The 13,860-nt window shown below is 38.5% G+C and carries 16 protein-coding genes and 1 tRNA gene; 13 read left to right on the forward strand and 4 right to left on the reverse strand.

Going from position 1 to position 13,860, the window contains the following annotated elements; all coding sequences use genetic code 11:
- Positions 1-65: 65 nt before the first annotated feature.
- The gene (locus GVJ38_RS12085; RefSeq protein ID WP_159723410.1) at positions 66-695 is read left to right on the forward strand and encodes a hypothetical protein; all 630 of its coding nucleotides are present in this window, start codon (positions 66-68) and stop codon (positions 693-695) included.
- 64 nt (positions 696-759) lie between these two features.
- On the opposite strand, the gene GVJ38_RS12090 is transcribed toward GVJ38_RS12085, so the two are convergent.
- Complete coding sequence (locus tag GVJ38_RS12090) at positions 760-930, reverse strand: hypothetical protein (protein WP_159723411.1); 171 nt, start codon at positions 928-930, stop codon at positions 760-762.
- Entirely contained in the window at positions 927-1,505 is a 579-nt protein-coding gene (locus tag GVJ38_RS12095; RefSeq protein ID WP_159723412.1) for a DUF1700 domain-containing protein, read from the reverse strand. The genes GVJ38_RS12090 and GVJ38_RS12095 overlap by 4 nt, the downstream gene beginning before the upstream one ends.
- Before the next feature lie 377 nt (positions 1,506-1,882).
- Here GVJ38_RS12095 and GVJ38_RS12100 point away from each other — a divergent pair, with 377 nt between their 5' ends.
- Positions 1,883-2,260 carry a hypothetical protein gene (locus GVJ38_RS12100; RefSeq protein ID WP_159723413.1) on the forward strand — a complete coding sequence of 126 codons (378 nt, stop codon included), beginning with the start codon at positions 1,883-1,885 and terminating at the stop codon, positions 2,258-2,260.
- Positions 2,261-2,358: 98 nt separating this feature from the next.
- Here the strand turns inward: GVJ38_RS12100 and GVJ38_RS12105 are convergent.
- Positions 2,359-2,441, reverse strand: a tRNA-Leu gene (locus tag GVJ38_RS12105).
- A 188-nt stretch (positions 2,442-2,629) separates the two neighbouring features.
- On the opposite strand from GVJ38_RS12105, the gene GVJ38_RS12110 reads away from it, so the two are divergent.
- Positions 2,630-2,962, forward strand: coding sequence for a hypothetical protein (locus GVJ38_RS12110; protein ID WP_159723414.1), 333 nt, complete (start codon positions 2,630-2,632; stop codon positions 2,960-2,962).
- A 323-nt stretch (positions 2,963-3,285) separates the two neighbouring features.
- On the opposite strand, the gene GVJ38_RS12115 is transcribed toward GVJ38_RS12110, so the two are convergent.
- Positions 3,286-4,035 (reverse strand): DeoR/GlpR family DNA-binding transcription regulator, encoded by a 750-nt coding sequence (locus tag GVJ38_RS12115; protein ID WP_159723415.1) that lies wholly within the window; start codon positions 4,033-4,035, stop codon positions 3,286-3,288.
- Positions 4,036-4,222: 187 nt separating this feature from the next.
- On the opposite strand from GVJ38_RS12115, the gene GVJ38_RS12120 reads away from it, so the two are divergent.
- The 10 genes from GVJ38_RS12120 (at position 4,223) to GVJ38_RS12165 (ending at position 13,638) form a co-directional block, all read left to right on the forward strand.
- The gene (locus tag GVJ38_RS12120) at positions 4,223-4,918 is read left to right on the forward strand and encodes a ribulose-phosphate 3-epimerase (RefSeq protein WP_159723416.1); all 696 of its coding nucleotides are present in this window, start codon (positions 4,223-4,225) and stop codon (positions 4,916-4,918) included.
- 8 nt (positions 4,919-4,926) lie between these two features.
- Positions 4,927-5,484, forward strand: a complete 558-nt coding sequence (gene hxlB / locus GVJ38_RS12125; protein WP_159723417.1) for a 6-phospho-3-hexuloisomerase — start codon at positions 4,927-4,929, stop codon at positions 5,482-5,484.
- 9 nt (positions 5,485-5,493) lie between these two features.
- Complete coding sequence (locus tag GVJ38_RS12130; protein WP_159723418.1) at positions 5,494-6,666, forward strand: mannitol-1-phosphate 5-dehydrogenase; 1,173 nt, start codon at positions 5,494-5,496, stop codon at positions 6,664-6,666.
- 1 nt (position 6,667) lies between these two features.
- A complete protein-coding gene (locus tag GVJ38_RS12135; protein ID WP_159723419.1) occupies positions 6,668-7,102 on the forward strand; it encodes a PTS sugar transporter subunit IIA in 435 nt (144 codons plus the stop codon).
- Positions 7,103-7,117: 15 nt separating this feature from the next.
- Positions 7,118-8,563, forward strand: coding sequence for a PTS mannitol transporter subunit IICB (locus tag GVJ38_RS12140; protein WP_159723420.1), 1,446 nt, complete (start codon positions 7,118-7,120; stop codon positions 8,561-8,563).
- Between the two features lie 85 nt (positions 8,564-8,648).
- Positions 8,649-9,299: a B3/B4 domain-containing protein gene (locus GVJ38_RS12145; protein ID WP_159723421.1), complete on the forward strand. Its 651-nt coding sequence runs from the start codon at positions 8,649-8,651 to the stop codon at positions 9,297-9,299.
- A gap of 163 nt (positions 9,300-9,462) precedes the next feature.
- Positions 9,463-9,588 carry a methanol dehydrogenase gene (locus GVJ38_RS12150; protein WP_159723422.1) on the forward strand — a complete coding sequence of 42 codons (126 nt, stop codon included), beginning with the start codon at positions 9,463-9,465 and terminating at the stop codon, positions 9,586-9,588.
- A 30-nt stretch (positions 9,589-9,618) separates the two neighbouring features.
- Entirely contained in the window at positions 9,619-11,313 is a 1,695-nt protein-coding gene (locus GVJ38_RS12155; protein ID WP_159723423.1) for an oleate hydratase, read from the forward strand.
- A gap of 135 nt (positions 11,314-11,448) precedes the next feature.
- A complete protein-coding gene (locus GVJ38_RS12160; protein ID WP_159723424.1) occupies positions 11,449-12,330 on the forward strand; it encodes a LysR family transcriptional regulator in 882 nt (293 codons plus the stop codon).
- A gap of 270 nt (positions 12,331-12,600) precedes the next feature.
- Positions 12,601-13,638 carry a nucleoside hydrolase gene (locus tag GVJ38_RS12165; protein WP_159723425.1) on the forward strand — a complete coding sequence of 346 codons (1,038 nt, stop codon included), beginning with the start codon at positions 12,601-12,603 and terminating at the stop codon, positions 13,636-13,638.
- The last annotated feature ends 222 nt before the right edge of the window (positions 13,639-13,860 follow it).

Genomic DNA, 13,860 nt, shown 5'->3' on the forward strand with positions numbered 1-13,860 from the left:
CCACAGCTGAAATGTGTTAAAATGAGTCCAGAAAAATAACATCAAGAAACAAATGGAGAATGCTCATGGAAAAACCGATCCCATTGATTAATCACCAAAAAATTATTTCTGAATATCAGCTGATGACAGCTTGGACGATTTCAATTGCTGACTGCGATCATTTGGCTGCTGAATTTTCAGATTTCAACGTAACCGACTATTGTTTAGCAAATCTATGGTTTAAAGGATACTTAACACGCTTTTTAGCTTGTGAAGTTGATCAGGCACCTACATTGATCTATAAAAATCGCTATTTGATCCCGTTACTCTTCCGCTACTCTGAAGATACGAAAAAAATGTTTGCTGAGATGTATCGTTGGCAAGCTTTGTTTTTATTGTTGGAATGGTACTTGAAATATGAACCAAAAAAAGTGATTTTAGCGTGGGATGAGACGGGTACTAAAAAAGTGATCGACACGGCTTTTCTCGTGTTTCGTCTGGCCGAGATTTGTGATGGCGCGGCTTATTCGCTTAGTCGTTGCAACAGTTTGACCGACTTTATCGACTGGAATAATGAACATCATTTGATTGACACGCAACACGAAAATTTTCGTGGTTTTGATCCTGATGATGTAAAAGACCTAGCTGAACTTGAAGTGATCTTAGCTATCAGTAAGCTTAGATATTTAACCCTTGATCCATTACATGGAAGTTAACCGCATTGCATCAAACTAAAAATACCGTTTCAAACAGCCGCTGAGTTGTTTGAAACGGTATTTTTTATTTATCGGCACCGTAGATATGGACCACTTGATACCACGGCGTTGCTTCCTGTTCAGAAACGGTCGTCAAAGTGGCACCATTTAAAATATAGCCACAGATCAAGCAGATCCCACCAATGATCAAGCAAATGCTGATTGATTTTAAGAATATGTCACGCTTGTTCTTCATGCGAACACCGCCTTTTTCGCTAGTCGTTGTTGTTTCCAAAAAGTAAAGAGTCTCCGCTGTGCTAGCCACAGTCCTTTGCTAAGGTAATAAGTGAGCAGTGCTGCAATGAGGCCTGCACCAATCAGTAATAATCCGCTTCCTAATTGAATCAATCCTCGGCCCCAAAAATCAACGATCAAAAAAGGACTGAGCAAAACGGCGGCACTTCCACCAATAATTCCGCCTGCAGCAAGAGTAGCGCCCACCAATGGGATACACCAAATACAAATGTAAAAAGCGAGTGCAATAGCTAAAATCCCAAGTAATCCGCTTCCCCAAAAAGGTGAGGTCATGACCAAAAACAAGATCAACCAAAAACTTTTTTTGCGTTTAGGAGGTGCTTCAGGATGTAAGATTTGGTAGGCAATCATTTTGGGATCGCCTAAACTAGTGACGGCTCGTTTTTCCGACCAGCCAGTTTCCATCAATTGCTGAATTTGCTGATCATAGTGATCAAGATAGTCATGAATTTCCGCGGCTGAAAGCTGATAGAGCAATGCATCGACTAAGCGTTCATTAAAGGTGACATGATTCATAAAAATTCCCTCCTCCATAGTTTATTTTCCTCGGGTTGTTTCTACTCTTTTACTATAGCTATTTTTCTGACAATTGACCATTAGACTTTAGTCTGAAATTAACCGTTAAGAAAACGTTAATTTCCACTGGAGAAAAAGCATAAAGGTATTAATCCGCAGCTATTTAAGTTATATATAAGGTGAGAAAGCGCTTTATAAAAAAGCCGATCTGCAACTGCAAAAATAATTAAACGGCTTGCTAGAAAAAGGTAGCAAGTTCTTCATATTTTCTGAGTACACTTAAAGTTGTTTCCCATACATAGATATTAGATCCATGAGTATTTTTGCTGTTGTATCCATCGGTGAAAGACTGCTCAAAGAGAAAGGATGAATGGACAATGACCACTTTGAAAAGATTCCGTATCAGTGATCAGCAAAACCAATGGCTCTTGCCCATCAAAAAAAATGAGCGGGAGCTGGGGATCATTTTAGCCGATATCACTAAAAATTCAGTTTACATCCGGCAGGTGATCATTCAGCCACTGAAAGAACAAAGCGAGATCAAACGAGAGGCGATCTTACTCTTGCGGAATATGTTTCCAGAACAGCCACTTTATGGAACGATTTTAGATGCTAAAGAGATCGATTTTTGGCGTCAATTCAATCCGCACTGGACGATGACTGCTTTTCAATTCCAAAATGGTGCGTTCAAACAGACGAAAGGACCGCTTATGTTTGCGATCCCAGCTAAAGAACAGCCACTGATCACGAACTAAAATGAGCACAAAAAAAACTCGGCTAACCAGCCGAGATTTTTTTGTGGCTACACTTGTGGCAAAATCTCTTTAAGACCGTGCCATAATCGCTTTTTGAATGCGGAAGATGAGATTTGAACCCACACGAGCGATTGCTCACATGCGCCTGAAGCATGCGCGTCTGCCATTCCGCCACTTCCGCCTTATAACCACATTTATTAGAATAATCCAAAGTGGAGGTAAATACAATCCTTTTGTTTTATTTATTGAAAATAGGATAGGCGGACTACAGAAATCTCTCTGATTTTTTATACTGAGCAGTAAAAAGGAAACAAGTCATCCGTGTAGAGCTTTGGTAAAATGAGGATAAATTAGAAAGTAGGTGCGGGGATGTTGGCTATTTTAAAAGCTGCATGCTTAATCGTTTTAGCTAGCTTTATGATTCTAGACTATAACTTGAAAGCAAAAATTAAGAATGGAGCCTATCAATCGGAATATGTTTATTTAGCAGATGACAAAGTAAAGTGGAATTTAAAAGTTTGCGACATGATATTGGGGATCATTTTGGTGCTTTTGATAAGCTTACTATATTTTATGCCCAATCATTTGGGAGTGGATCTGGAGAAAGTTCCAAAATACATACTTTACATAATTTTGTTACGGTACGTGGTTGAGTATCTCACGTTAAAAAAATATCTTGTGATTGAAAAGGCGGTAAGTTAAGGAACTAGCTAATTTTTTGATTATTTTCTTCATTTTGAAAATGGAGACAGATCAAATAAGGTGAACTAAACTCGACTCTTTAATAACTGTTGTTGATGAAAGATCAGACATTTTTTAGAATAGGATCATTTTGGTCACGCGGCTTTTGCTGCGTGACCTCTTTTCTTTTACTTGGGTAATATATATAAATTTCCTTTTGTTTTATTTCGCTCGCCTTTATTGTGGAGTTTAAATTAAAAGGAATTTCTTTTCTCAAAAAGGCGCGTTTGGATTGAGGCAAGTTTCATAAATAAGTTTAAAAAATTGTCTGAAACATTCTTAAGCTAATCGATTAATAAGAGTTGTTTCTTGCTATAACTTTTTCTAATCGTTTGTGATACTTGATCAGAAATTAAAAAATTTAAATCTTCAACTGGCCCAACAATCGCATTGCTGACAGTTCCAAATTTATCTTTTGTGGCCATTCCTAAAACTTCAGTTGAACGATGAACCATCTCTTGCTTGATTTCTGCTTCTTGGATTGTAGGAACACTTATACCAGAATCGATATCAATATTATAGATTCCCATAATGTATAAATCGGCTCGAAACTTTTTAAGAGACTTGTATGTTTCTACACCTAAATTAATCATAGAGTTTTTATAAAAATTGCCACCTAAATTGATGACTTCAATATTTTGATAGTTAGCTAGTTCGATTGAAATTGGGGGGCTATTTGTGATGATAGTTGCTCGAAAATCGGTAGGAAGTGACTGGACTAAAACTAGATTAGTCGTACTACCGTCAATGATGATGACACTTTCTTCTTTTAAAAAAGAAATCGCTTTTTTAGCTAATTTACTTTTCAACTCACTATCAACAGTTGTCCGAAAATTAAAGTCGGTAATTGGTGGTCCGACACGCAATGCGCCACTATGAACGCGTTTTAATCGACCTTGACTATCTAATTCTTTTAAATCTCGCCGGATGGTATCTTCTGACACACTTAAGCGATGGCTAAGATCACTGGCAATAACTTTTTGTTCTTCATTTAAAATATCGAGAATAGTTTGTTGACGTTCTTCTTTTAACATTTTGATCACCCCTTGCAGGTATTTGCGCCTTTATTTTCTCATATCACTTTTTTTAAGTCAATTTGAAATTTTTTCGTGCATTTCGCGCATTAACATGCATTTTATTTAAATGTTTGTGCGTGTTTATATTGACTATTTTTTTAAAAACGTTTACAATTCAATTGAAATAGAGAAAGGAAGTCAAAGCATGGAAAAAAAATTAGTATTATCTCCGTCGATTATGTGCGCTGATTTGGTTAATTTAGAACGAGACATTAAAACGTTAAACGAAAATGGTTTTGATACTCTTCATATCGATGTCATTGATGGGATGTTTTCGCCGAGTATGCCTTTAGGAATTGAAACAATCAAACGAATGCGCGAAGTTACAGATTGCAATTTTGATGTTCACATCATGTCACAAAATAATGAGTTTTTTATCCAAGAGATGTTGAAGATCGGTGTAGAAAGTATTACTTTTCATCTTGAAAGTAGTTTACATCTTGATCGTTATATTCATTTGATTAAGGAACAACAAACTAAAGTTGGAATCGCTTTAAACCCAGCAACTCCTTTAGATTCTTTGAACTATATTTTAGCTGAGATTGATATGGTTTGCTTAATGCTGATTAATCCAGGTTTTGCCGGAAATAAAAATGAGACGCAAATTACTTATGCTACGAAAAAAATTCGCGATTTAAGTGAACTGATTGAGAAGCGACAATTAAATACTATGATTCAAGTAGATGGCCGCGTTTCTTTAGAAAAGATTCCTAGCTTAATTGAAGCTGGAGCAAATAATTTAGTCTTAGGTAGTACAGGATTGTTCATTCAAGGAAATACTTTAGAAAAGAATAAACAACTTTTGTTAGATACAATCGCAAAAGTTAAAAAAGAAAAGTAGGTGAGAAAATGTCTTTTACAGAAACAGAAAAAAAAATTATCGCAGAACTTATAACAACACTTGACTCTATTTCAAACGAAGAAGTCGAGCAATTGATTAAAGAAATCGAACAGGCCGAGCAAGTATTTTTTGTCGGAGTAGGTCGAGTGTTACTTTCTCTTGAAGCGATTGCTAAAAGACTTGCTCACTTAGGACTTGCCACTTTTGTTGTGGGACAGATCACAGAACCTGCAATTACCGAAAAAGATCTTTTGATCGTAGGCTCAGGTAGTGGTGAAAGTGCATTCCCACTAGCAATCGCACAAAAAGCAAAACAATTTGGTGCACGAGTTGCCCATATTGGCGCAAATCCTAATAGTTCAATGAATGCATTTACAGATTGCTTTATTCGCATTCCCGTTCAAACGAAGTTAAATTTAGCTGGCGAGGTTCCTTCCATCCAACCGATGACAAGTTTATTTGAACAATCGTTGTTGTTGTTAGGTGATACTGTCGCACTTATGTTGGTAGAAGCTAGAGGGATTGATCTGCCAAGTCTGTGGCAATACCATGCAAATTTAGAATAGGAGATAAAAATGAAAGCAGTTCACTTTGGGGCCGGCAATATCGGTCGTGGATTCATTGGAGAAGTTTTAAATAAAAATCAATTTTCAATTACTTATTTAGATACTAATGCTGAACTAATTGAGCAATTGAATCATGATCAAGGTTATGAAATTCAGTATTTGGCTGATGATATTCCGAAAAAATGGATTGATCAGGTCAAAGCAATCAATAGCCTTACCCAAACGAATCAAGCAATTGAAGCCTTGGCAGAAGCTGATCTCATTACGACATCAGTCGGAGCTAATAATTTAAACAAAATTGCTGCAGTATTAAAGGCTGGATTGTTAGCTAATGTAACTAAGAGAAAAAATATCAATGTTTTAGCGAATGAAAATATGATCAATGCAAGTTCGACTTTAAAAAAGGCAGTCTATCAAATTTCAAATCAGACAGAACAAGCGATTCTAGATCAAAAAGTTTATTTTGTCGATACAGCAATCGATCGCCAATCGCTATCAAAAAATCAAGCCGGCAAAATGATCGCAGTAGTTGAGCCATATTATGAATGGGTCATTTCAAAAACACAACTGGCACCGGATACTCCGTTTGAATTAAAGACGGCAACTTTTGTCGATAAATTGGCACCTTTTATTGAAAGAAAACTTTTTATCGTGAATGCATCGCATGCTGCGTTTGCTTATGTAGGTGCTTTGTTCGGATATCAGACTGTTCAAGCGGCGATTCAGAACCCCAATATTTATCACTTAGTCCAAGCTTTTTTAAATGAGAATAGTCGCTACTTCACCCAACAGTACCACCAATCAGTCAAAGAGTTATCACTTTTTATTGAGCAAACGTTAACTAGACACAGTAATCCGCGGTTGGCAGACCCCATTACTCGCGTTGGGCGGTCCCCTATCCGTAAGCTCGGTAAAACTGACCGCTTAGTCAGTCCTGTTTTAAAATTGGCAGCTTTAGGATTAGAAAATGAAGTCGGAAAGAAAATAATTGCTTGTGCCTATTTATACCGAGATGAAAAAGATGAAGAAGCGCTTAATTTACAAAAACAAATTCAGCAAAGCGGTTATGAGGTGACGATTCAAGCTATTTCAGAAGTCTCAGCTAGCTTGGCGACAGATATTGCAACAAATTGTCGTATGATTCAAATAGATCCTGAGAAAGTATTTGAGGAGGGAGCATAAAATGATTCAGACGGATTTAAAAGGAAACATTCAATTCAAAAAAAGTGTCGCGACTTGGCAAGCAGCTATCCAATTAGCTGCACAACCTTTAGTGACCAAAAAAATTATCACACCAGCTTATGTTGAAGCGATAATTCAAAATGTAAACGAAAATGGCAATTACTTTATCTTGTTACCAGAGATTGCGATGCCCCATGCTCGACCTGAATTTGGGAGTTTAAAAGACGGCTTAAGCTTTTTAAAATTAGCAGAGCCTGTCTTTTTCCCGGGGCAAGTTCCCGTTACGATCTTTTTTGTAATCGCAGCTGCAACAGATGATGGTCACTTAGAAATGATTGCTTCACTAGGAGAATTATTAAGTGATCCTAAAGTGACTGAACAGTTAAAACATGTTACAGATACAACAGAATTATTGACTTTAGTGGCTGACTATTGATAAGGAGATGAAAAAATGGAAGCGACACAACCGAGAAAAAAAGTTTCCACCCGCGCAAGAGTCCAAGCTTTTGGTGGTTTTTTAACGAATATGGTTCTTCCCAATATTGGCGCTTTTATTGCTTGGGGAATCGTAACGGCTTTATTTATTCCAACAGGTTGGTTTCCAAATAAAGCTTTGAATGAGTTAGTTAGTCCAACGATTAAATTCTTATTACCCTTACTCTTAGCTTATACTGGTGGTCGAATGCTTGGTGGTCATCGAGGTGGTGTTTTAGGAACGATCGGCACGATTGGATTGATTATTGGAGCTGATATTCCAATGTTTTTAGGCGCAATGATCATCGGTCCTTTGGGCGGCTGGGTAATGAAGAAGACCGATAAATTTTTAGAAAATAAAATCCCAGCTGGTTTTGAAATGATTGTAAATAATTTCTCCATTGGGATTATTGGTTTTCTTTTGATGATCTTATCTTATTTAGTGATCGGTCCAACCATTCAAGGGGCTAATAATTTTGTCAAAGATGCAATTGAAGCACTGGTTAAGACTGGTTTTTTGCCCTTGCTGTCTTTAATAAATGAACCGGCAAAAGTTTTATTTTTAAATAATGTAATCGATCAAGGCGTGTATTATCCATTGGGGATGCAACAAACATTGGAACATGGAAAATCAATTTATTTTATGGTAGCTTCCAACCCTGGTCCAGGACTTGGGTTACTGTTAGCTTATTCCGTATTTGGGAAAAAAGCTGCTAAACGAACAGCACCAGGTGCCATCATTATCCATTTTCTTGGAGGCATTCATGAAATGTATTTTCCATACGTCTTAATGAAACCGTTGACAATTATTGCGATGATTTTAGGTGGAATGTCTGGAATTTTAACCTTTCAATTATTTGGTGCAGGATTAGTTGCCGTCCCTAGTCCCGGTTCAATTTTTGCTTATTTGGCTCTGACACCAAAAGGAAATTTTTTAGGAGTGATTGCAGGAGTCACAGTGGCAACGATCGTCTCATTTGTAGTTACTTCATTGATTTTAAAGACAGATCATTCCGAAGAAGCGGAAGATCAGTTTGAAGAATCTGTCCAAAAATCCAAAGAAATGAAAAGTGAAGGAAAAGATTTATTGACTGACAAGAATGCTCAAACTAGTTTAGAGGGGCTAACTTCATTGAATAAGATTTCTTTTGCCTGTGATGCAGGTATGGGAAGTAGTGCCATGGGAGCAACTACTTTCCGAAGAAAGCTCGAAAAGGCTGGCGTGAAAAATGTGGAGGTCAAGAATTATCGAATTGAAGATGTTCCCGAAGACAGTGATATTGTCGTTGTTCATAAAGATCTAGCTGAACGGACCAAAAAGGCGCATCTTAACATGAAAATTATTACTTTGGATAGTTATTTACAAGATCCTAAAATTGATCAGCTAGCCGACGAAGTAAAAAAAACTCATCAAGCTAACTAATGAAAAAACTGCTGCCCATCCCGCAGCAGTTTTTTTTCAGTTTTTAAAATGTGCTACACTGGTTTTATAGAAAGTAGGGGATGAGATGGAGATTTTGATTGATCCAGCTTTAAAGGAGTTGGTCCCTAAAGTCAGTCTTGGTGTTTTAACGTATGAAGTTACGGTGGAAAAAAGTTCGGCTACTTTGCAAGCTGCTTTTGAGCAAGCTGTTCAGGATCACAAAATGGAACTCACAGAGATCACCAAACTGTCTGCGATCCAGGACACTCGGGAGGCGTATAAAGTATTGGGGAAAGCGCCTGCTTCTTATCGAAATGCAGCAGAAGCGATGTTACGCCGAATCACAAAAGGCAATGGTCTGTATCAGATTAATAATGTCGTTGATTTGAATAATCTGCTGTCGATCTCCACTGGTTTTTCCATTGGCTCTTATGATCTGAGTGCTTTAGTGGGACCGGTCCAGTTAAAAAGCGCCACTGCCGGTGAAACTTATCGTGGAATCGGTAAAGAGGAATTAAAGGTTGAATTTTTGCCGACGCTTTATGATGAACGCGGAGCATTTGGCAATCCGACAAGTGACAGTCAACGAGCCATGGTCCAAAACGGGAGAAAGACTATCATGAGTGTCGTGTATTCATTTTCTGGTAAAAATGAACTTGCTCAACTGTTCCAACACTATCAAGAACAATTGCAGACTTACACGGATGCCGTTGCGGTAACAGCACAAATCATTTAAATTTCTTACTTAGTCAAACTGTTTTGTTTGGCTATTTTTTTTGGTCAACATTAGACAAAATGGTCAAGGTGTCTAAAAAGGTCTTTTGAAAAGTGGCAAATAGTTGCGCTAATTTTTTAAGCGCTTTATGCTTGGTGAGTAGATAAGAAGGGAGCAAACGAAGATGAAAAAACATTTGATTCGACTTGCGATTGGTGTTGCCATTAGTGCTGCCGGCCTTTATGCGTTAGGAAAAAAGACAGGCTTTTTTGAAGATGACCGTCACTTATACGATGAATTCGAAGCGTAAAAACTTCCGCTAAGTACTGGAGGAATCATGATGAGAAAAGAAAAAGCAATTATGATCGGAGCAGGTCTAGCCAACATGGCGGCCGCAGTGTATTTGATCCAAGAAGGAAAACGGAATGGTGACCAGATCACTTTTTATTCAATCGATGACCATGGCTCAAACGATGGTTCGTCAACGAGTGTAGCTGTTGATGAATATTGGAATAAAAATCATCCGTTAGAAAATCAAAAAGGCTATGTTGCTCGGGGCGGGCGGATGTTGAACTATCGGACGTATGTCGATTTGATGGACTTGTTAGCCCGGATTCCGTCAGCCACAGAACCAGGCATGACTGCAGCAGAAGACACCCGTGATTTTGATGCGAAACATCGCACCTTTGATAAAGCTCGTTTATTAGAAGGCGGCAAAGGGATCATTGATGGCGGTCATATGGGCTTTAACAATGAAGACCGGATCTTACTGACGAAATTGATTGCGATGCCAGATTCAGAAGAAGAAAAATTAGATAATGTGACAATTGCAGATTACTTCAAAGACGATCCACATTTCTTTGGAACGAACTTTTGGTATATGTGGGAGACGACATTTGCTTTTCGAACGCAAAGTTCTGCTCAAGAATTACGGCGTTACATGCATCAAATGATTTATGAATTTACCCAGATCGAGCACTTAGTCGGGGTCAATCGAACGCGCTACAATCAATATGAAAGTATTATGTTGCCATTAATCGATTATTTGAAAGCACAAGGTTGTCACATTATTTTGAACCGACGAGTAACTGATTGGAAATTTAAAGAAACGGCGATGCAAGATGAGATCACGGTAACGGGTCTTGAGATGGAAAACTTGGAAACAGGAGAAACGGAATTTGTTACTGTGCCAGACGATACGGCGGTGATCTTTACAAATGGTTCCATCACTGATTCGGCAACGCTAGGAGATTATGAACATCCAGCTGAAGAAAATATGGATTATGGTGCAGCTTCCAGTCTGTGGAAAAAAGCTAGCGAACATTTTTACAACTTAGGAAATCCAGATAAGTTTTTTGCCGATCGCGCAGCTAGTGAATGGGTCAGTTTCACGTTGACAACGAAAGATCATACCTTGTTAAATGAAATCACGCGGATCACGACTCAAGAACCGGGGAATGCGTTGAACTCCTTTATTTCGACGAGACCAATCACCGAGCTAGGTCATAAAGATGTCAATATGTCGATCGTCGTACACCATCAACCGCATTTTACGACGCAAAAACCAAATGAGACTGTCATTTGGGGCTACTTCTTGTATCCACGGCGCAAAGGTGAATTCGTTGACAAGCAATACATCAAGATGAATGGGAAAGAAATGCTGGAAGAATTGATCGGGCAACTGTCGAAAGTCGATCCTGGTCCGGTTAATATCCGTGAAAAAGAAACGGAAATCTTGGCTAGTGTGATCAATAATATTCCAGTTTATATGCCTTATGCTTCGGCTTTGTTCAATAATCGAGCCAAAAGTGATCGTCCGAAGGTCATTCCGCAACATTCAACTAATCTCGCCTTTACCGGTGAATTTGCAGAACAACCATATCAAATGATCTTTACGGAACAAAGTGCGGTACGTTCCGGTGAGATTGCAGCGTATCACTTTGCAGGCATTCCGATGTCACGTTTAGTGGAAACACCACGATATGATAAGGATCTTAAAACACTTTTAAAAGCTGCTCAAAAAATGTTCAAATAAAAAATCCAGCACCTCAAAAGCTAGCACTAACTAACTTTTGAGGTGCTATTTTGGATTGGAACTAGTCAATCGCGCACAAAAGCTAGGCACGAAAAAATTTTTTCCGCTATACTGAAAGAAAAAGTAGGTGAGAATTTGGAGCTTCGATTATTACGTTATTTTTGGACAGTGACTCAAGAAAAGACGATTTCAAAAGCGGCGCAAGTGTTGCAGATCACTCAGCCGACCTTGAGTCGTCAAATCAAGGAATTAGAAGAACACGTTGGAGTGGCACTTTTTCAGCGAGAAAAACGAACGTTGCAGCTGACCCAAGAAGGACGTTTTCTAAAAGAGCGGGCAGAAGAAATTTTGACTTTAAATGATCAATTGGAACAAGCTTTTTGTGACCAAAAAAAGCAACAACTAGCAGGTAGTTTTTCGATTGGGTGTGTCGAAGCGGATAACTCCGATACGGTGGCAATGATGATTGAAGAGTTGGTGCGGGACTATCCGCAAGTTCATTTTGATCTGGTGACGGACACGAGTGAAGACATTATTGAACGCTTGGAAAAAGGATTGCTGGACTTAGCCGTTTTATTAGAGCCGATTGAATTAGAAAATTTTGAACAGTTGCGTTTGCCTCGAGAAGAAACGTGGGGCTTTTTAGTCTCAAATGAATTATTTATCGCACGCCAAACGACCATGACACAAAAGCAGCTGACAGGTCTGCCGATCATCTGTTCCAAACGAGCTGAAGTCCAACAGTTGCTAGCTAAATGGGCAGAAGTCCCATTAGCTGAGTTGAATATTATCGGCAATTTCAACTTGAGTTTCAATGCTTTACCGTTAGTTGCAAATAAAGTTGGAGCAGCTTTTTCCATTGAAGGAGCCGTTTCCAATCGTCAATCAGCCGAGCTGGTTTTTCTGCCGTTAGATCCACCAGTTAAAACGAATTGTGCTTTAGTTTGGAAAAAGCGGGTGCACACGCCAATCGTCCAAGAATTGATTCGACGATTTAAACAAGCTTTTCAAGAGTGAGCGGATCTGAAAAAAGTAGTAGGTACAAATGACTAGCTAACTGCCAGTTAGAACTAAAAAAGAACGACTTTGTATGAAATGGCTGTTTTTTAAAAAACACTTGCATTTCAAATAAGGTCGTATTATTATGCCGATAACTACTGTTTATAGTAGTTGCTGCTGTCGTGTCCTGTTTTTTTACTGGCATCTGACTAGCAAAAAGCAGTGAGTTTAGTATTTTTATCAGAGTAAAAGTGGAACTATAATTTAGTAAAGAAAGAGGTTTTTTTATTGGCGAAATGGGAAAATGATAGCGATTTAGCAATTATTCAAGCACTCCAATTACCCCCTGGTAAACTAAAAGTTGTTTTGGATAGCGATGCTTATAATGAGACAGATGATCAATTTGAAATCACGTGGGCATTATGTCATGAAGAGCGGTTGGATATTCAAGGTTTTTATGCTGCACCTTTTTTAAATGGCCGTTCTGAAAGTCCTGCTGACGGGATGCTAAAAAGCTATCACGAAATTGCTAAATTACTGAAATTAGCAGGGTTCGACCAAAAATTTCCAATTAAACAAGGAGCAAAGTCATTTTTAACTAAGGCCGACGACGCACAACCTTCAGAGGCCGTCGATCATTTGATTGAAACAGCTTTTGCATTAACTGATGAAAAATTATATGTAGTTGCAACTGGTGCGTTGACAAATGTTGCTTCAGCGATTATCAAAGAACCAAGGATCATCGATCGGATTGTGGTCATCTGGCTAGGCGGACAACCTTTTTATTGGCCTAGTGCTTTTGAATTTAATTTGAGTCAAGATAAACTTGCAGTCAATATTGTTTTGGATTCCAAAGTGCCACTGGTTCTGGTACCGGCGATGAGTGTCGCTTCAGACTTAAAGACAACCCCGCTTGAAATTGATCATTATTTACTTGAAACAAGTGATGTGGGTGATTATTTAGCTCGTTTGACTAGAACCTTTTTAACGCAGATTCTTGAAAAAGGTGATCGCGGACTAACTAAAATTGCAAAAGATAAAAATCCTTATTTGAGAGGACAAAATGATTTAGATGTCAGTCAGTTCAAGCCAATCAATTCACCGATTGCAAAAGGTAAAATAGTTTGGGACTTGGCTCCGCTAGCCTTTTTGATCAATCCGCTTTGGACCACTAGCCGACTTGTCAGTGCTCCTCAAGTCACTGCGGAGGATACCTGGGTATTTCCCGAAAATAGACATCCGATCCGAGTGGTTACACATGTGAATCGAGATGGTATTTTTGGGGATCTGTTTAATCGTGTCAGCAAATTGCCAAAAACCAATTAGAAGCATTCAAAACATTCAGACTGTTCTCGGTTGAAATCGTCGAATCAATTCTTGGACGACTGAAATAAACACGCTGCCTTAATAAAAGCAGCGTGTCAGACTGTAGACAAAAGATTCATAGAAGGTGTAGAAATCCAATTTCTACGCCTTTTTTGTACACTCTACTATATGTAAGTTCAAAAAAAGCCAAAAAAATAAAGGCCTACTGCCTTTTGTATAACC

Origin of the sequence: Enterococcus sp. CSURQ0835 (assembly GCF_902706605.1) — a bacterium.
Classification (GTDB): domain Bacteria; phylum Bacillota; class Bacilli; order Lactobacillales; family Enterococcaceae; genus Enterococcus_A.